Here is a 17,311-nt window from a genome sequence, read left to right on the forward strand (position 1 = left end):
GGGGATTTATCGTCCCCGTACGTGTCGAGGACGATAAACCGATCTATGAAAAACCGTATGTTGATGCAGGAAGAAACGGTCTCACAGAGTACGAGATCCCGTTTACCGCGCTTCCGTGCGCTACGGCGGCGTTAGCTTTCATAGAGAACATCATGCGCTTCTGTCGGCGAAGGAAGTTCCCATTTCGTCAGCATACCTTGCAGCGTTTTATTGCTCAATGTGGTGTCCCGTTTCCCGTTGCGGCGCAGCAATTCCTGACGCGGACGCTCCAGATAGACGATCTCCACTTCTGCGCCGTAGGCGTAGCACAGATCCAACGTGCGGGTGCGCATTTGCTGGCTGAGATGCGTAGCATTCCACACGAACGGTTCGTGCGTTCGCAGCAGTGAACGCGCTTTATCGGTCGCCCAGTGCACCGCTTTCCCTTCATTTTCACCGTGTTTCAGCCCCAATTCTGTTCGCGCATCGTCGAAAGAAACCACGGGTAAATGGGGCCGATGCGTTCGCACCCAGGTGTCTTTTCCCGAAGCTGGCAAACCGCACATCACGGTGACCTTTGAACCCGGTTCCTGAAACAGTGGGTAGTCTGGATGAACATCGGCTCCGCGAAAATAACTCAGGCGCGTGTGGGTATCGACAAACGATCTCGGCTGACCGTAACAGCCTTCCTCCCGCGCCAGCTCGCGAAACAGCTCAATACTGTCGAGCACGCGCGCTTGATCCTGACAGATGCGCCCGCGCATATCGGCTTCCGCCAGCGTTGCCAGCAACGGAATGCTCAACTGCCATGACAGTTCGCGAATCGTAAAGATCGGCGACACCCGACGACGTTCATCCTCAAGGCAGTAAAACGGCACCTGATGCACCGAAATTAAGCGGCAAATCGCTTCCCGAATCGCAAACGGAACGCCTGCATCCCACAGCAGCACCCGTGCGTCGATAGCGCCTTTGCGTGAATGTCCCGGTTGACCAATCTGACCCGTTACCGGGTCAATTACCGTCGTGCGGTACTTTGCAACGTCATGCAGCAATGCGGCAAAAAACAAGATCTCCTGCTGCTCGCGCGTGGCTGTCTGGTAATCGGGAAGCTGCAATAGCGACTCGACAACCATGATGGTGTGTGTCCAGACATCGCCTTCGCCGTGATAGCGCGGCTCCTGCGGCGTCTCTTTGGCGCGTTGAAGCACCGGGAACGCATCCAGACAATCAGCAAAATCTGGCTGTACGCCAGAGGCAGGGACCAATTCCCTGATGGTATTCCAATCCATGATAATCATACTCCTTGCTTATCGGGCATGGCGGCGGCGAGCGCGTCTAAAGAACGCAGCGTATTCAGCCCCAGCATTTCCCAGGATACGGCTGGACAAGGCGCGTACAGATCAACGCCTTCAGCCAGTTGGTTCGGCAAAATAGGGCGTCGGGAATGATGCGAGCCGCTGTCCAAAATGGTCTGGATAAAGTCATGGCGTACCAGCTTGTAACGTGCCAGTACCTGTTCATCATCTTCAACCTTCAGATACAGTCCTTCCGAACGATCCGATTTATCGGTTTGCTGCCAGCACAACGCGAGCGGTAAACCTTCACGCTGCACGGTGGATTCAAACGCCGTCTTCCAGTTCTGGCTTTTCGCCAGCGAACGGAACACCAGCTTCCACAGCAATGCCGGATTCGTTGGCATTTCCCCAGCATAGAGCACCGGAACGGACAACACGGGCGAACCGGCCAGCATCGCGTGTCGGCGCGCCGTCGATAAGAAAATGCCGTCACGACGATCGTAAAGATCAAATTCGTGAAAATAGTGCGGCAACCGGTCATAAAACACGGAATGCTTGCTGTACGCCCATTCGCCGTACATCACGAAGCGGTCTTCCAGCAGCTCAAGAAAACGCATTTCGTGCGCGGTGGCCCAGAGCTTGAACTGATTGAACTGCCGTTCCCGCGAACCGCCAGCCAGATAGTGGCCGCGCGACTGGAGCAGGAGTTCCGCCGTTTCATTGAAGGACACGCCGCTGTTTGCGCCGTCGATCTTTTCTTCGATCACGACGTAACGGCCTGCCAGTGCTTTTAGTGCAATTTGATCCGATGCATCATCGCCGGGCTGTAAACGCGAACCTTCCAGATGAGGGGTACGCGGATATTTTAATAACGGTATTGAATGTAAATACATGTTTTTCGCCTGCTGCGTTATTGGCGCAGCCAGGCCCATCTATGAAAAAAAGAGGGCCGACGAACGTGTTCTGGCGCGAGTCAATAGACTGTCCACTGGCATTCCAGAGGTCAGAGTCGCGGGGGAGGAAGCGGGAGGTTCGTTTTCTGCTCCGCACAATAGCGGAGAAAACAGGGAACTCGTACCGCAGCCAACGCTGGCGCAGACTGCGCCGAATCGAGGCTGCTTAATGCAGTCGTCGGCGGTTAGAGGGGGGCTGACGTAAAGGGCACTTTAGGGCTCCACATGACACATTGGGGGTGAGTAAACGGCGCGATTCTAGCGAAGGAATTCTCCGACAACAAGTTTTTGTATAAAAAATGCTATTCTTTCCTGTCGTTGTAGAATGCACTGTCGCGTGTAAACGTGGTAAAAAGGCCTGAGGCTATCGACGTCAGCGTGATAAGAATAGCGAGTGGTGAGATAGGGGAATGCACACAATGAAGAGTCGAGGAATATAATGAAAATCAGTGTGATAAAGAAAGGGATTGCGGGTCTGTTACTGGTGCTGCCGTTGCACGGATTTGCCGAAACAAAAGATCCAGACTTGTTCGTCGGCTATACCACGCAGGATCTTACCGATGCATTACCTGCGCAGCTGTTGAACATGATTCAGCGAGAAAAAGTGGTCGATGCGGTAAACCACATGGTGCAGACCGAGTATGTTGACCCTACGACAGGCAATAAGGCGCTGGTTTCACTGTTCATGCTGCCGCCAGATAGAGATGGCAATGTCCCGATTGCCTCCAAGCCCAGCGATCTGGATGCGGTGATCGCCAGTACCGAAAAAGAGATGCTGCGCCAGCGTATCAAACCTGACCAGCGTGCGGGAAACATTGATGATGCGACGCCTTTTCGCTGCTTACAAACGATTCTGAATAACAAGGTTCTGCATTCGCTGTGCTCGACGCTGATTAAAGGGCGCGTGCTGGAAGTGCAGGCGATCAACACGGTCGAAAATATTCAGGATGAAGCCGCGCTGAATAAGGTCATCGGGCAACAAAATGAGTTTGTTGTTGGGATGGGAAAAACGATGCTGGCGCTTAAAAAGCAATCTGCGCTGACACAGTAGGACAGGCGTAAGCGGCGATAGACCACCACGGTTTTTCATCAACATTCCTGAGCGAAGGCGAACACCTTCGCTTTTTTGCACCAAAAATCCCCCGGTTCTCCCTTGCCAGATTCTCAGCGTTCGTGCATAACTGCCGATGCCAAAGGGCCGATGCCTGAAATCGGGCATGGCGAAACGACATTCATTACGAAATATATTCATCACGAAACGACACCGGATAAACGCTATGCTTTTGTTACTCGTTTTGGCTGTGATTGTAGTCGCCGTTTACGGCTGGTTAAAACAGCCGCAGTATGTATCACCAGAGGTCAAGCCCCAGCCGGAAAACCCACTCTTTCGCGATGGCGCGTTTCATAACCCAGTGGCTCGCCCGACGGTCGATAGCCAGAACCGATTCGCGCTGCTGTACCGCTTTCTTTTCGAGAAAGACGCTGGCGCGTTGCCAGATACCCGCCTGCCGTCGGAAAAAACCGATCTGCACCAGTTGAGTAAAACGGATAACGTTATCATCTGGATGGGACACTCCAGCTATTTTATTCAACTGGAAGGGAAAACGTTCCTGCTGGATCCGGTGTTTAGCGACAACGCTTCGCCAGTGCCGCGCACCAACGTCGCCTTCAAGGGCAGCAATGTGTATTCACCAGACGATGTTCCCGAAATCGACTATCTGCTGATCACCCACGATCACTGGGATCATCTGGATTACCCCACGCTGAACGCGCTACGCGGGAAAATCCGCCGCATCGTCACGCCAACGGGCGTAGGTTCCTATTTTGTAAAATGGGGTTTCCCGCAGACAGACATTACGGAAGGCGGCTGGTTCAGTTGCCTGAAAGAGAACGGAGTCGACATCCATGTGCTTCCTACACAGCATTTTTCTGGTCGGCTCCTCAAACATAATCAAACGCTGTGGGGCTCATTTGCGCTGATCACGCCACAGTATCGTCTGTATCTCGGCGGGGATAGCGGCTATGGCGCGCATTACAAGGAGATCGCTGCGCGTCTGGGCGGATTCGATATCGCGATACTGGAATGCGGGCAATACGATCGGGACTGGCCTTATGTTCACATGACGCCGGAAGAGAGCGCACAGGCAGCCAGTGATTTGCAGGCTAAAGCGGTACTACCGAGCCATAACAGCAAATTTAAGCTAGCGCACCACCGCTGGAACGATCCGCTGGAACGTATTGCGCAAGCCAGCGAAAACCAAGACTGGCGACTGATGACGCCCCGCATTGGTGAACGCGTTCAGGTTGATAATCCGCAGCAGACGTTTAGTCAGTGGTGGTAGCGGGGCGTAACGAGAGTCAAGCTTGTGCCCCTCCGCCACGGAGCGCTATTCGTGTTCCTTAAAATATTCTGGCGCACCGACCAGCACACGGCGGAACGTGCCCAGCTGACGGCGCTTGAGCCCTGAATCCGCCAGGGTTCCGGTGCGTACCATCACCAATAACATCCACTAAACGATCGTGGGGGCTTATGGCCGCGTTGGCTGTCAACGTGGTAACGCCGGAGCGGGTCGGAATGGCAACGGAGATTTTCAATACCGTGCGGGTCTCCGCTGACGGTGTCGCTATCGCCATCATTAGCGCTTTACTCGCCGCCCATGAGCATGTTGCTGAAAACTTCGGCGCGGAGCCATTCGTCCGGCGTCCCCCTACTCAGAATATACGAACTGAGGAAAATCAGATAAATGATCCGGCTAACTGAATTTAAAAAGAGTACCTCAGGCCGACTGTTGTCATAAAGTTATAGCTCTCAATAGCGCTGCTATTCACTGCGCTATTTATCTCGCCAGTGCTGTAATCATTGGCAGACAAACTGCCTTTTTTGTTGTTTATGCGGTTCCAGGATCCCTCCACATAAACTTTTGCATTGGGTGTTAAGTAATAACCAGCGTTCGCGGCAAGAGAGTAAAAATTCTGGTTCTTAATATTTGCTCTGAAGGTTGTATTTGTCAGGTAGTGTTCATCGTTGTCAGATGCGCGTACCCATCCACTATATTTAAAGCTGCCACCGAACTCGAAACGTTCATAACGGTAGCTACCCACAAGGCCGATATACGGCATTTTAAAGCGCTGCTTGTAGCCGATTACTACTGTCTCGGCAGGGAAAGAGCCAATATCAGGTAAGCCCGTATTCTCATTAGTATAGTGGTAGGATCCTCCAGAAGCCTTGAAGCTGTAGCGACTCTCCTGATAGCCAGCCATCACGCCGAAACGATAATCAGGTTCGTTTAGTACCCACCCTTTTACGTTGAAATCAAATTCGTTTGCGTAGTTTAAGCGGGTATCAGAATGCTTACTCTGATCCGTCCATCCTTCCTGGCTTTCGTCCAGCCAGTCAGTGTCATCCATATAGCCACCACGGCTGGAGAGAGTTGTCCAGCCTGAAGCGCCGATCGATATCAATGGAGTTAAACCCCAGTCAAGAGAACCTTTAATGATTGCGGCATTACTGTATTTCCAGTTTAGTTGGCTGTTCTTATGTCCGGCAGAATCTGGGTCGTAAACCTGTTCCTTGGTCTTGCCACTCAGGCTACCCAAACCAATTTCACCGTTAACACTTTCGGGGGTAAAAAAATGATTTCCCGCATCCGCCATGGCAGCAAAAGGAATAGACACGGCAATGGTTAGAGCCAGAATTGAAAACCTCATTAATATTTATCCTTATACATTAATTAATGTGCTTTAATTTTATTCTCGTAACCACTTTGCGAGTCAACTGCTAACCAATTGTGGTTTAGGTTATATTTAGAACCAGATGAATTTGAATTGCACTATTCTGTACTTCGTAATATTCCTTTCGCTCAACTATAAGCGTCAGTCCCCGTGACTATCGGCAGGTAATTGGCCGATCGTGCATTATCGAGATTGAACTCTGACCATTTCGCTTTGGTGATTTCGGCAGGCCGTGCCTGCGTCCTTAAAATGAAGATGGGAACTGATTGTACTCATGCCAGTACTCATTTTTGACTGCGCTGTCATGAGATAACGTGAGACGCCATGAAAAGAAAAAACCACGCAACTGCGTGGTTTTTATGGGGAGTGTTGGTCTTCATGCGATGTATTGCGATCGCATGAGACAACAGGAGCGAATTAGACGTTGAACAGGAAGTTCATCACATCGCCATCTTTAACGATGTATTCCTTGCCTTCTGAACGCATTTTTCCGGCTTCTTTCGCGCCTTGTTCACCTTTGTAGGTGATGAAGTCTTCATAGGCGATAGTCTGGGCGCGGATGAAGCCTTTTTCGAAATCGGTGTGAATCTTACCAGCGGCCTGCGGGGCGGTGGCGCCGACAGGGATGGTCCAGGCACGAACTTCTTTCACGCCAGCGGTGAAGTAGGTTTGCAGGTCAAGCAGTTCATAGCCTGCACGGATTACGCGGTTCAGGCCCGGCTCTTCTAAACCTAATTCAGCCATGAATTCTTCACGGTCGGCGTCATCCAGTTCCGCAATATCTGATTCAACGGCGGCGCAGACGGCCACAACGACAGAACCTTCAGCGGCTGCGATTTCGCGCACTTTATCGAGGTATGGATTGTTTTCGAAACCGTCTTCGTTAACGTTAGCGATGTACATCGTTGGTTTCAGCGTCAGGAAGCTCAGGTAGCGGATAGCTGCTTTGTCTTCATCGCTTAAATCCAGTGAGCGCAGCATGCCAGCGTTTTCCAACTGCGGTAAACATTTCTCCAGCGCGGCCAGTTCAGCTTTAGCATCTTTATCGCCGCCTTTCGCTCTCTTCTGCACGCGATGAATGGCGCGTTCGCAGGTGTCGAGGTCAGACAGTGCTAATTCAGTGTTGATGACTTCGATGTCATCAGCCGGATCAACTTTGTTGTTTACGTGGATAATGTTGTCGTTTTCGAAGCAGCGTACAACGTGGCCGATGGCTTCCGTTTCACGAATGTTAGTCAGGAACTGGTTACCCAAACCTTCACCTTTGGACGCGCCTTTTACCAGACCGGCGATATCAACAAATTCCATAGTGGTTGGAAGGATACGCTGTGGCTTAACGATTTCAGCCAGCTTGTCCAGACGTGGATCGGGCATCGGTACTACGCCGGTGTTCGGCTCGATGGTACAAAACGGGAAGTTGGCCGCTTCGATGCCGGCTTTGGTCAACGCATTGAACAGAGTGGATTTACCGACGTTAGGCAGCCCAACGATACCGCATTTGAATCCCATGTTTATATCACCTTAAATAACTTATTAATCAGGCAATTACTATCTCTTGCCTGTCAGAATGGAAACATTTCGGCCGATTATACACGGAATGGCAATTTATCTCGATCTGCCATCCGCATTCTGACCAGATTATGCCGCTTTGAAGGCATGCAAGCGGTTCATCGCTTTGATCATGTCTTCTTTCATCAGGATTTCTGTGCAGCGTACGGCTTCGTCAATGGCATCGTCGATCAGCGCCTGCTCGCTCGTCGGCGGTTTTCCCAGCACAAAACCGGTTACTTTGCTTTTATCACCCGGATGACCGATACCAATGCGTAAACGATGGAAGTTCGGGTTGTTGCCCAATTTGCTGATGATGTCTTTCAGACCGTTGTGGCCGCCGTGGCCGCCACCCAGCTTAAGTTTGGCAATTCCCGGTAATAAATCCAGTTCATCGTGTGCAACCAGAATTTCATCAGATTGGATGCGGTAGAAAGTGGCCATTGCCGCGACGGCTTTGCCGCTCAGGTTCATGAACGTGGTGGGAACCAGCAGGCGTACATCTTGCCCAGCCAAGTTCAGGCGGGAGGTGTAACCAAAAAATTTGCTTTCTTCTTTCAGCGGCTGACGGTAAGACTCCGCCAGACGATCGACAAACCAGGCACCCGCATTATGACGAGTGGCGGCATATTCCGCGCCAGGATTAGCCAGGCCGACAATTAATTTAATGCTGCTCACGGTATATTCCAGATTACGTGCTTAAACTTACGCAGGGTAGTGTGATAATGAGAACGCTAGTTTACACACCGCATGAGGTATAGCCAAATATCGGTGTTGGAATGTAAATACAATGTTATCTGTTTAGTGAGGTGATTATTCGGATTTTTGTCTATTTATTTGTTTAAACGTAAAAAAAAATTAATCATTCCCCTTATCTGTGATCCCTCCCGCAATCATCTAAGTACATTATTGTCTATAATTGCATCAATGATAAGACAGTAAACAGTAATGGCACTCCGATTCATCCACAGAATTAATCTGGAGGTGGCAGATGAAACGCAAAAACGTGGCAGCATTAGGTAATGTGTTGATGGGACTTGGTATGATTCTGATGATTGGTGGTATTGGTTTCTCCATCGCCAGTCAGTTTCCTAAGCTAAATGTCCCTGAATATATGACTTACATTGACTTGGTCGGTATCTTTTCTGGTGCAATATTTTGGTTGGTGGGGGCGCGTATTAGCGGGCGTGAGGAAGTCGCAGACCGTTATTGGTGGGTTAAACACTTTGATAAGCGTTGTCGCCGCCAGCGTCATCCATAACCGTTAATGAAGTTATAGGCGTTATGTACATTGAACAATAGAGCCGCTGTAGCCTCGCTATGGCGGTTTTTTGTTTTTTATAGTGGCATACACTAAATAATTCGCGTTTCAGGCAGGCGGCAAGGGAAGGACAAATTCGTCGGGAACGAATTTGACCAGCCAAAGGCTGGCCTTCGGTGAGAGACAGGATGTCTCTCATTTCATCCCGATGAGCTTACTCAAGTAAGTGATTCGGGTGAGTGAACGAAGCCAACGCACATGCAACGTGAAGTATGACGTGTATAGAAATAAGAAAGCCACCTTGTTACAGGTGGCTTCATCATTATCGTTTGTGATCGGTTACCCGATCAGCGACGATTAATGTTCAAACATTGCAGAAATAGATTCTTCGTTGCTGATACGACGAATCGCTTCGGCCAACATCCCAGACAGCGTTAGCGTACGAACATTCGGCAGTGAACGAATGTTTTCCGCCAGCGGAATGGTATCGCAGACAATCACTTCATCAATTACAGAGTTCTTGATGTTCTCGTAAGCATTGCCTGAGAAGATCGGGTGTGTGGCATAAGCGAATACACGTTTAGCCCCACGTTCCTTGAGCGCTTCCGCCGCTTTGCACAGCGTGCCACCGGTGTCGATCATATCGTCAACCAGCACACAATCACGGCCAGCGACGTCACCGATGATGTGCATCACCTGAGAAACGTTGGCACGCGGACGGCGCTTGTCGATGATCGCCATGTCGGTATCGTTCAGCAGTTTAGCGATTGCGCGAGCACGCACAACGCCACCGATATCAGGAGAAACCACGATTGGGTTTTCCAGATTCTGTTGCAACATGTCTTCCAGCAGGATCGGGCTACCGAATACGTTATCTACCGGAACATCGAAGAAACCCTGAATCTGCTCAGCGTGCAGATCAACAGTCAGAACACGGTCAACACCCACGCTGGACAGGAAGTCAGCAACGACTTTCGCGGTGATTGGCACACGTGCGGAACGCACGCGACGATCCTGACGGGCATAGCCGAAGTAGGGGATAACGGCGGTAATACGTCCCGCGGAAGCGCGACGCAGAGCATCAACCATCACAACCAGTTCCATCAGGTTGTCATTGGTGGGTGCACAGGTGGACTGGATGATGAAAATATCACCACCGCGTACATTTTCATTGATTTGCACGCTGACTTCGCCATCGCTAAAACGACCGACAGCGGCGTCGCCAAGGCTAGTGTACAAACGGTTGGCAATACGTTGTGCTAGTTCCGGGATGGCGTTACCAGCAAAAAGCTTCATATCAGGCACGAGAAGAACCTCAGGCTTGCGTCCAGAGAAATATTGCACCTGCCAAGCAAGGAAAAACAACAGGTACAACATGCATACGGGTGTATGAATTAAGTTTGCTACAGACTGGCCGCGTGGCAGCCGGTGTGTGGCAAAACCTAACGTTGCCCAGAAAGCGTACGTTGTAGCGGAGAGATATTAACACCTCTCGCGACGAAACCGTTTAACCATTCTGGGGCCTGGCCAAGCACCTGACGGGCTGCGAACTCGGTGTCAAACTCTGCAAACACACAAGCCCCCGTTCCAGTCAGGCGCGCCGGGGCATATTCTAGCAGCCATGAAAGTAGCTGTTCAACCTCACGAAAACGTTTTCTTGCGATAGCTTCACAATCATTGACGAAGGTCTGGTTTAATAAAGTTTCTAAATCACGAATTGGCGAATTCCGCGTCAACTCAGGATCGCCGAAAATCAACGGTGTGGCGATACTTACACCAGGGTGGGCGACCAGATACCATTTCTCTGGTGGATTCGCGGGTGTTAACTGTTCACCGATACCCTCGGCAAAGGCGGCATGCCCACGAACAAACACGGGAACATCGGCACCCAATTGCAGCCCCAGTTCGGCCAACGTATCCACGTTCAGCCCGCTTTGCCACAAATGGTTGAGGGCGACCAAAACGGTAGCCGCATTGGATGATCCGCCGCCCAGCCCGCCGCCCATTGGCAGGCACTTATCGATACTGATGTCTGCGCCGAACCGGGCAGGGCGAATGGTATGGCGTTCGCAGTGTTGCTGTAATAAGCGTGCGGCGCGGACGATCAGGTTTTGCTCGTTTTCTACCCCGTCGACAGGGGTAAGCAGGTTAATCTGGTCGTCATCACGCGGCCGAATCGTCAGGGTATCGCCGTAATCCAGAAACTGGAATAGCGTTTGCAGCAGGTGATACCCGTCCTCTCTCTGACCGGTAATGTAAAGAAACAGGTTCAGTTTGGCGGGGGCAGGCCATGTCTCGATAACCGTCGGTTGCATCGCTTATTTAACCATCCAGTTATTCATCTTCAGCTTAATACGCTGTTCACCCTGAACCAGTTCCAGACTGGTTGGCAGCGGAGGTGTCAGCTCGGTATTGTAGCTCTGATAGCTGACATTCCAGTTTTGGTTGCCTTGGCGATAGGTGATGGTTTTCAGCAGATAGCGTTCATCCAGCGTGAATTCGGTCGCATCACCCGGGATGCCGAGAATCCACTGGCGCAGATTGTTCAGCGGGATCGCCATGCCAGTCAGTTGCTGAATCATGTATTCGGCATCCTTACCCACGTAACGCTTGCCCTGATTGTCGGTGATTTGCACGCCGTCAGGTTGGGCTCGCAGTTCTAATTCGGTGCTACCGAGCGGGTTGGTCAACAGCAGCCGATAACGCTGCGGCGGTGTGTCCTGCCAGAAGAAATTGGCTGATACTCTTTTGCTATCGGAGATATAGGCAAAAGCGCCGCGCGTCTGATATTGGCTGAGCTGCTGGACCTTTTGCTGGTGCTGTTGCCACTCTGGCGAGGTGGCGCTTTTACCCGTTTGGGTCGGTTGATTAACGCTACAGGCAACGAGCAATATGCTGGCTAAAGGCAGTAAACGCAGGCATCGGACGGTTTTGGTTGGCATGTCGGTCGTATCCTGTAAATGAACGAAGTCCGTGAAATACGTCACGCTAACGGGCTTACTGCTCAGCGTCAATGATTGTTATTCGTTAATGGCGTTTATTGTTTTTTGTCAAAAAGTGACTACCTCAGACGAGGTGTATCGCGTGCTGTCGCTTTTCTTGCTCTCCTGCATCAAGTAGAATGCGATTCAAACGAAATCCATACTAAGACCGGTATTACTCAGAAACAGCCTAATGACCCTGCTTGCGCTTGGTATTAATCACAAAACCGCACCGGTTTCTCTGCGTGAACGCCTTGTGTTTTCACCAGATAAACTCGGCGTGGCCCTCGACAGTCTGCTACAGCAACCGCTGGTGCAGGGCGGCGTTGTGCTGTCTACCTGCAATCGTACGGAACTCTATCTTAGCGTTGACGAACAGGAAAACCAGCGTGAGCAACTGATTCGCTGGCTGTGTGAATATCACCAATTGCGCCCGGAAGACGTCAACAGCAGCCTGTATTGGCATCAGGATAATGCCGCCGTTAGCCATTTGATGCGCGTTGCCAGCGGTCTGGATTCTCTGGTGTTAGGCGAACCGCAGATTTTGGGGCAGGTGAAGAAGGCCTTTGCCGAATCACAGCGTGGTCATTCCCTGTCTAGCGAACTGGAGCGGTTGTTTCAGAAATCCTTTACCGTTGCCAAGCGGGTTCGCACGGAAACGGATATCGGTGCCAGCGCGGTGTCGGTGGCATTTGCCGCCTGTACGCTGGCGCGGCAGATTTTTGAATCACTGTCGGATGTCACGGTGCTGTTGGTGGGTGCCGGAGAGACCATTGAACTGGTCGCTCGCTATCTTCGCGAGCACAAGGTACAGAAAATGGTGATCGCGAACCGCACCCGTGAACGCGCGCAGGCGCTGGCAACGGAAGTCGGTGCAGAAGTCATCACGCTGGCAGAACTGGACGAACAACTCGTCCATGCTGATATCGTGATCAGTTCAACGGCAAGTACACTGCCGATTATCGGAAAAGGGATGATGGAACGGACGCTGAAAGCGAGACGGAATCAGCCTATGCTGATGGTAGATATTGCGGTACCGCGTGATATTGAGCCGGAGGTTGGCAAATTGCCTAACGTTTATCTCTACAGCGTGGACGATCTGCATGCGATTATTCAGCACAACCTCGCGCAGCGCAAAGCGGCGGCGGTGCAGGCTGAATCTATCGTGCAGCAGGAAAGCTCCGACTTCATGGCGTGGCTGCGTGCGCAGTCCGCGGTGGAGACCATTCGCGATTATCGCGCTCAGGCCGATGAATTGCGTGCGGAAATGACGGCAAAGGCGCTGGCTGCCATCCAACAAGGCAATGACGTTGAAGCGGTGATTCAGGAACTGACACACCGTTTAACCAACCGTCTGATTCACGCGCCGACCAAATCCCTTCAGCAAGCCGCTCGTGACGGCGACCAACACCGGTTACAAATTTTACGTGACAGCCTTGGGCTGGACTAGCATTCATCTCTATTACAGGATTTAACCGCCCGCATGAAGCCTTCTATTGTTGCTAAACTGGAAGCGTTACAAGAACGCCATGAAGAAGTCCAGGCGTTACTCGGTGAGCCCAGCGTCATCGCTGATATGGATCGCTTTCGCGCGTTGTCGCGAGAATATGCGCAGCTCACTGATATTACCCGCTGTTTCCAGCAATGGCAGCAGGCGCAAGAGGATCAACAGACCGCAGAAATGATGCTGGACGATCCTGAAATGCGAGATATGGCACAGGAAGAGCTGAAAGAAAGCAAAGCGACGATTGAAGCACTGGAGCAGCAGCTTCAGGTGCTGTTGTTGCCGAAAGATCCCGACGATGAGCGCGGCTGTTTTCTGGAAGTGCGCGCCGGAACCGGCGGTGACGAAGCGGCAATCTTTGCCGGCGATCTGTTCCGTATGTATAGCCGTTATGCCGAAGCACGCCGCTGGCGTGTTGAGGTGGTGAGCGCCAGCGATGGTGAACATGGCGGTTATAAAGAAGTTATCGCCAAAATCTCTGGTGATGGTGTGTACGGCCAGCTCAAGTTTGAATCCGGTGGCCATCGCGTTCAGCGTGTTCCTGCGACTGAATCTCAAGGGCGCATTCACACCTCGGCCTGTACGGTCGCCGTTATGGCGGAAGTGCCGGAAGCAGAGATGCCGGACATCAACCCAGCGGATTTGCGCATCGATACCTTCCGCTCTTCTGGCGCGGGCGGTCAGCACGTTAACACCACCGATTCCGCCATCCGTATTACCCACTTGCCAACCGGTATTGTCGTGGAGTGTCAGGATGAGCGTTCACAGCACAAAAACAAAGCCAAAGCGCTGTCGGTGTTGGGGGCGCGTATTCGTGCCGCAGAAGTGCAGAAACGTCAGTTGGAAGAAGCGTCAACCCGCCGTAACCTGCTCGGCAGCGGCGATCGCTCTGACCGTATTCGTACTTACAATTTCCCGCAGGGAAGGGTGACCGATCACCGCATTAACCTGACGCTTTACCGGCTGGATGAAGTCATGGAAGGGAAACTGGACACGTTGATTCAACCAGTCGTGCAGGAATACCAGGCCGATCAGCTTGCTGCGTTGTCCGAGCAGGAATAATGACGTATCAGGATTGGTTAATTTCGGCCACGGCGCAGCTTGTGGCGGGAGAAAGCCCGAAGCGAGATGCGGAGATTTTGCTGGGCTTTGTGACTGGTAGGTCCCGCACGTTCCTGTTGGCGTTTGGTGAAACTGAGCTGGACGCGGCTGAGCAGCAGCAATTAACTGAACTGCTGGCGCGTCGTGAACAGGGTGAACCCATTGCTTATTTGATCGGTGTGCGCGAGTTCTGGTCACTGTCGCTGGCTGTTTCGCCCGCCACGCTGATTCCTCGACCTGATACCGAGTGTCTGGTCGAACAAGCCTTGTTACGCCTGCCTCAAACGCCGTGTGCCGTGCTGGACTTGGGCTCTGGAACCGGCGCGATTGCGCTGGCGCTGGCGAGTGAACGGCGTGATTGCCGGGTGACTGGCGTTGATGTACAACCCGATGCTGTTGCGCTAGCGACAAAGAATGCCCAGCAATTGGGGCTCGACAACGCCCGTTTCTTGTCAGGAAGTTGGTATTCACCGCTTAATCACGCGCGCTTTGCGCTTATCGCCAGTAATCCACCGTATATCGATGCGGATGATGTGCATCTGTCGCAGGGAGATGTCCGTTTTGAACCTGCCAGCGCGCTGATTGCCGCCGACAACGGGCTGGCCGATTTACGCACGATTATTGAATCCGCTCCGCATTATTTGGATTCCGGTGGCTGGTTGCTGTTGGAACACGGCTGGCAGCAGGGAGGCGCGGTGCGTCAACTGTTGCAGATGCGGGGATTCACACAGATAGAAACCTGTCAGGATTATGGTGGCAACGACCGCGTATCGTTAGGACGCTGGTTGGATACCCCAATTTATTAGGAGCAATGGACGTGATAACTCTTTACCCAGCCACGATATATCTGCATCTGGCAACGGTTGGCATCAGTATTTCTCTGTTTGTGATTCGTTTTTTCTGGCTGTGCCAGCAATCCGCGCTGCTGCAACAGCGCTGGGTGAAAATCCTGCCGCATATTAACGACACCTTGTTATTAATCAGCGGTATTGGTTTAATCACGCTTAGCCATACGTATCCGTTTACTCCCGAGCAAAGCTGGCTGACGGAAAAACTGTTTGGCGTTATCATTTATATCCTTCTTGGCGCTATCGCCTTGGGGAAACGCCCCCGTAGCCAGAACGTTCGCTGGCTAGCGTTTGTATCTGCTTTAATATGCTTTGGTGTGGTCGTGCTGTTGGCACTGACGCAATCACCGTTGCTGATGGAATAATTATGAGTGCTATTGCTGATTTTGAATTCAACCAGTCACTGCTAAGTGATGGTGTCGTGTTGGTTTCACAGGCGATTCGCCGCGACTTTCCCGCTCAGGATGTGCGGCAAAATCTGCAACAGCTGGTTGAGAGCGCCCGAGCCGCTATTCCTGACGGTCTTGAGCAAGATCTTCAGCTTGAAAAACTGATTGAGCTGTTTTATCACACCTGGGGATTCGGTGGTGCGGGCGGCGTTTATCGCCTATCTGATGCGCTGTGGTTGGATCAGGTTCTTGAATCTCGTCAGGGCCTGCCTGTGTCGTTGGGCATCATCTTTTTGCATATCGCCAATGAACTCGGTCTGCCGCTGATGCCGGTGATTTTCCCGACGCAGTTGATTCTGCGTGCCGACTGGCTCGATGAAGAGATGTGGCTGATCAATCCGCTAAATGGCGATACGCTGAGCGAGCATGTGCTGGAAGTCTGGCTGAAAGGTAATATCGGCCCGTCAACCCGCCTGCTGGATGAAGATTTGGATGAAGCTGAAAATGTCCTCATCGTGCGTAAAATGCTCGACACGCTGAAAGTCGCCCTGATGGAAGAAAAACAGATGGAGCTGGCGTTGAGAGCCAGCGAAGCGGTGCTGCAGTTTGACCCAGACGATCCCTATGAAATCCGCGATCGTGGCCTGATTTATGCCCAACTGGATTGCGACCATATTGCGCTGTCCGATCTCAACTATTTCGTTGAACAGTGCCCGGAAGATCCGGTGAGTGAAATGATCAAAGTACAGATTCACTCGATAGAGCAGAAACAGATTGTCTTGCATTAAAAAAACAGTCTTACATTAAGAAACCGTTTTGCAGTAATGCTACGTTAATTTATTTCCCGACATGAAGGTAAAAGTATGACGAATAAAGTGGTCAAGATAGGGGATATCCCCGTCGCCAACGATCTGCCTTTTGTGCTGTTTGGCGGCATGAATGTTCTTGAATCACGCGATCTGGCGATGCGCATTTGTGAGCACTACGTCACGGTCACGCAGAAGTTGGGCATTCCTTACGTGTTCAAGGCGTCATTCGATAAGGCTAACCGCTCCTCGATTCACTCTTATCGCGGTCCCGGTCTGGAAGAAGGGATGAAAATCTTCCAGGAACTGAAACAGACCTTTGGCGTAAAAATTATCACTGACGTACATGAGTCGCATCAGGCCCAGCCCGTTGCCGATGTGGTTGATGTGATCCAGCTTCCTGCGTTTTTGGCACGCCAAACCGATCTGGTGGAAGCGATGGCGAAAACCGGTGCGGTAATCAACGTGAAAAAACCGCAGTTCGTCAGCCCGGGTCAAATGGGGAACATCGTCGATAAATTCATCGAAGGTGGTAACGATCAGGTGATTTTGTGCGATCGCGGCAGCAACTTCGGCTACGACAATTTGGTTGTCGATATGCTGGGTTTCAATGTCATGAAGCACGCGTCTAACGGTGCACCGGTGATTTTTGACGTTACGCATGCGCTACAGTGCCGCGACCCGTTTGGTGCGGCGTCCGGTGGCCGTCGTGGACAGGTGACAGAGCTGGCGCGCGCCGGTATGGCTGTGGGTTTGGCAGGGCTATTCATTGAAGCTCATCCGGATCCTGCGAATGCGAAGTGCGATGGTCCGTCTGCGCTGCCGCTGGATAAGCTGGAGCCGTTCCTACAACAGATCAAAGCGATTGACGATCTGGTGAAAAGTTTCCCGGAATTGGATACCAGCAAGTAATC

Annotated in this window: 18 protein-coding genes; 10 read left to right on the top strand and 8 right to left on the bottom strand. The window is 51.8% G+C overall.

Going from position 1 to position 17,311, the window contains the following annotated elements:
- Positions 1–131 precede the first annotated feature (131 nt).
- Both EO763_RS10680 and EO763_RS10685 read right to left on the bottom strand, forming a co-directional pair.
- Entirely contained in the window at positions 132–1,277 is a 1,146-nt protein-coding gene (locus EO763_RS10680; protein WP_161528932.1) for an AAA family ATPase, read from the bottom strand.
- Complete coding sequence (locus EO763_RS10685) at positions 1,274–2,167, bottom strand: RNA ligase family protein (protein WP_039489391.1); 894 nt, start codon at positions 2,165–2,167, stop codon at positions 1,274–1,276. The genes EO763_RS10680 and EO763_RS10685 overlap by 4 nt, the downstream gene beginning before the upstream one ends.
- Before the next feature lie 499 nt (positions 2,168–2,666).
- On the opposite strand from EO763_RS10685, the gene EO763_RS10690 reads away from it, so the two are divergent.
- The 3 genes from EO763_RS10690 to EO763_RS23385 all read left to right on the top strand — a co-directional run bounded on the left by EO763_RS10690 (position 2,667) and on the right by EO763_RS23385 (position 4,988).
- Positions 2,667–3,278: a hypothetical protein gene (locus tag EO763_RS10690; protein WP_161528933.1), complete on the top strand. Its 612-nt coding sequence runs from the start codon at positions 2,667–2,669 to the stop codon at positions 3,276–3,278.
- 226 nt (positions 3,279–3,504) lie between these two features.
- Positions 3,505–4,569, top strand: coding sequence for an MBL fold metallo-hydrolase (locus EO763_RS10695; protein WP_161528934.1), 1,065 nt, complete (start codon positions 3,505–3,507; stop codon positions 4,567–4,569).
- Between the two features lie 188 nt (positions 4,570–4,757).
- Entirely contained in the window at positions 4,758–4,988 is a 231-nt protein-coding gene (locus EO763_RS23385) for a hypothetical protein (protein ID WP_208852023.1), read from the top strand.
- Between the two features lie 2 nt (positions 4,989–4,990).
- Here the strand turns inward: EO763_RS23385 and EO763_RS10710 are convergent, their stop codons facing one another.
- From EO763_RS10710 to pth, 3 genes are all read right to left on the bottom strand, one after another.
- Positions 4,991–5,935: an omptin family outer membrane protease gene (locus EO763_RS10710; RefSeq protein WP_161528935.1), complete on the bottom strand. Its 945-nt coding sequence runs from the start codon at positions 5,933–5,935 to the stop codon at positions 4,991–4,993.
- Between the two features lie 441 nt (positions 5,936–6,376).
- Positions 6,377–7,468 (bottom strand): redox-regulated ATPase YchF, encoded by a 1,092-nt coding sequence (gene ychF, locus EO763_RS10715; RefSeq protein ID WP_039314921.1) that lies wholly within the window; start codon positions 7,466–7,468, stop codon positions 6,377–6,379.
- Positions 7,469–7,597: 129 nt separating this feature from the next.
- Complete coding sequence (gene pth / locus EO763_RS10720; protein ID WP_161528936.1) at positions 7,598–8,185, bottom strand: aminoacyl-tRNA hydrolase; 588 nt, start codon at positions 8,183–8,185, stop codon at positions 7,598–7,600.
- A 313-nt stretch (positions 8,186–8,498) separates the two neighbouring features.
- Between pth and ychH the strand changes: the two genes are divergently transcribed.
- Positions 8,499–8,768 carry a stress-induced protein YchH gene (gene ychH, locus EO763_RS10725; RefSeq protein WP_011093745.1) on the top strand — a complete coding sequence of 90 codons (270 nt, stop codon included), beginning with the start codon at positions 8,499–8,501 and terminating at the stop codon, positions 8,766–8,768.
- A 357-nt stretch (positions 8,769–9,125) separates the two neighbouring features.
- Here ychH and prs read toward each other — a convergent pair whose 3' ends face one another.
- The 3 genes from prs to lolB all read right to left on the bottom strand — a co-directional run bounded on the left by prs (position 9,126) and on the right by lolB (position 11,710).
- On the bottom strand, positions 9,126–10,073 hold the full coding sequence (gene prs / locus EO763_RS10730) for a ribose-phosphate diphosphokinase (RefSeq protein WP_010274915.1): 948 nt from the start codon (positions 10,071–10,073) through the stop codon (positions 9,126–9,128).
- Positions 10,074–10,210: 137 nt separating this feature from the next.
- Complete coding sequence (ispE, locus tag EO763_RS10735; protein WP_161528937.1) at positions 10,211–11,083, bottom strand: 4-(cytidine 5'-diphospho)-2-C-methyl-D-erythritol kinase; 873 nt, start codon at positions 11,081–11,083, stop codon at positions 10,211–10,213.
- 3 nt (positions 11,084–11,086) lie between these two features.
- Positions 11,087–11,710 (bottom strand): lipoprotein insertase outer membrane protein LolB, encoded by a 624-nt coding sequence (lolB, locus tag EO763_RS10740; RefSeq protein ID WP_039489404.1) that lies wholly within the window; start codon positions 11,708–11,710, stop codon positions 11,087–11,089.
- 232 nt (positions 11,711–11,942) lie between these two features.
- Between lolB and hemA the strand changes: the two genes are divergently transcribed.
- From hemA to kdsA, 6 genes are all read left to right on the top strand, one after another.
- Entirely contained in the window at positions 11,943–13,199 is a 1,257-nt protein-coding gene (gene hemA / locus EO763_RS10745) for a glutamyl-tRNA reductase (protein WP_103183289.1), read from the top strand.
- Positions 13,200–13,232: 33 nt separating this feature from the next.
- Positions 13,233–14,315, top strand: a complete 1,083-nt coding sequence (gene prfA / locus EO763_RS10750) for a peptide chain release factor 1 (protein ID WP_039489407.1) — start codon at positions 13,233–13,235, stop codon at positions 14,313–14,315.
- Positions 14,315–15,160, top strand: a complete 846-nt coding sequence (gene prmC / locus EO763_RS10755; protein ID WP_161528938.1) for a peptide chain release factor N(5)-glutamine methyltransferase — start codon at positions 14,315–14,317, stop codon at positions 15,158–15,160. The genes prfA and prmC overlap by 1 nt, the downstream gene beginning before the upstream one ends.
- A gap of 5 nt (positions 15,161–15,165) precedes the next feature.
- Positions 15,166–15,567 carry a SirB2 family protein gene (locus EO763_RS10760; protein WP_044204425.1) on the top strand — a complete coding sequence of 134 codons (402 nt, stop codon included), beginning with the start codon at positions 15,166–15,168 and terminating at the stop codon, positions 15,565–15,567.
- Between the two features lie 2 nt (positions 15,568–15,569).
- Positions 15,570–16,379 (top strand): invasion regulator SirB1, encoded by an 810-nt coding sequence (gene sirB1 / locus EO763_RS10765; protein WP_010304662.1) that lies wholly within the window; start codon positions 15,570–15,572, stop codon positions 16,377–16,379.
- Between the two features lie 75 nt (positions 16,380–16,454).
- Positions 16,455–17,309: a 3-deoxy-8-phosphooctulonate synthase gene (gene kdsA / locus EO763_RS10770; protein WP_010274945.1), complete on the top strand. Its 855-nt coding sequence runs from the start codon at positions 16,455–16,457 to the stop codon at positions 17,307–17,309.
- The last annotated feature ends 2 nt before the right edge of the window (positions 17,310–17,311 follow it).

The organism is Pectobacterium odoriferum, assembly GCF_009931295.1.
Taxonomy (GTDB): domain Bacteria; phylum Pseudomonadota; class Gammaproteobacteria; order Enterobacterales; family Enterobacteriaceae; genus Pectobacterium; species Pectobacterium odoriferum.

Excerpts from the sequence above, each read along its gene's own strand:
- EO763_RS10680 (WP_161528932.1), bottom strand. The coding sequence starts at position 1,277 with ATGATTATCATGGATTGGAATACCATCAGGGAATTGGTCCCTGCCTCT.
- EO763_RS10685 (WP_039489391.1), bottom strand. The coding sequence starts at position 2,167 with ATGTATTTACATTCAATACCGTTATTAAAATATCCGCGTACCCCTCAT.
- EO763_RS10690 (WP_161528933.1), top strand. The coding sequence starts at position 2,667 with ATGAAAATCAGTGTGATAAAGAAAGGGATTGCGGGTCTGTTACTGGTG.
- EO763_RS10695 (WP_161528934.1), top strand. The coding sequence starts at position 3,505 with ATGCTTTTGTTACTCGTTTTGGCTGTGATTGTAGTCGCCGTTTACGGC.
- EO763_RS23385 (WP_208852023.1), top strand. The coding sequence starts at position 4,758 with ATGGCCGCGTTGGCTGTCAACGTGGTAACGCCGGAGCGGGTCGGAATG.
- EO763_RS10710 (WP_161528935.1), bottom strand. The coding sequence starts at position 5,935 with ATGAGGTTTTCAATTCTGGCTCTAACCATTGCCGTGTCTATTCCTTTT.
- ychF (WP_039314921.1), bottom strand. The coding sequence starts at position 7,468 with ATGGGATTCAAATGCGGTATCGTTGGGCTGCCTAACGTCGGTAAATCC.
- ychH (WP_011093745.1), top strand. The coding sequence starts at position 8,499 with ATGAAACGCAAAAACGTGGCAGCATTAGGTAATGTGTTGATGGGACTT.
- ispE (WP_161528937.1), bottom strand. The coding sequence starts at position 11,083 with ATGCAACCGACGGTTATCGAGACATGGCCTGCCCCCGCCAAACTGAAC.
- lolB (WP_039489404.1), bottom strand. The coding sequence starts at position 11,710 with ATGCCAACCAAAACCGTCCGATGCCTGCGTTTACTGCCTTTAGCCAGC.
- hemA (WP_103183289.1), top strand. The coding sequence starts at position 11,943 with ATGACCCTGCTTGCGCTTGGTATTAATCACAAAACCGCACCGGTTTCT.
- prfA (WP_039489407.1), top strand. The coding sequence starts at position 13,233 with ATGAAGCCTTCTATTGTTGCTAAACTGGAAGCGTTACAAGAACGCCAT.
- prmC (WP_161528938.1), top strand. The coding sequence starts at position 14,315 with ATGACGTATCAGGATTGGTTAATTTCGGCCACGGCGCAGCTTGTGGCG.
- EO763_RS10760 (WP_044204425.1), top strand. The coding sequence starts at position 15,166 with ATGGACGTGATAACTCTTTACCCAGCCACGATATATCTGCATCTGGCA.
- sirB1 (WP_010304662.1), top strand. The coding sequence starts at position 15,570 with ATGAGTGCTATTGCTGATTTTGAATTCAACCAGTCACTGCTAAGTGAT.
- kdsA (WP_010274945.1), top strand. The coding sequence starts at position 16,455 with ATGACGAATAAAGTGGTCAAGATAGGGGATATCCCCGTCGCCAACGAT.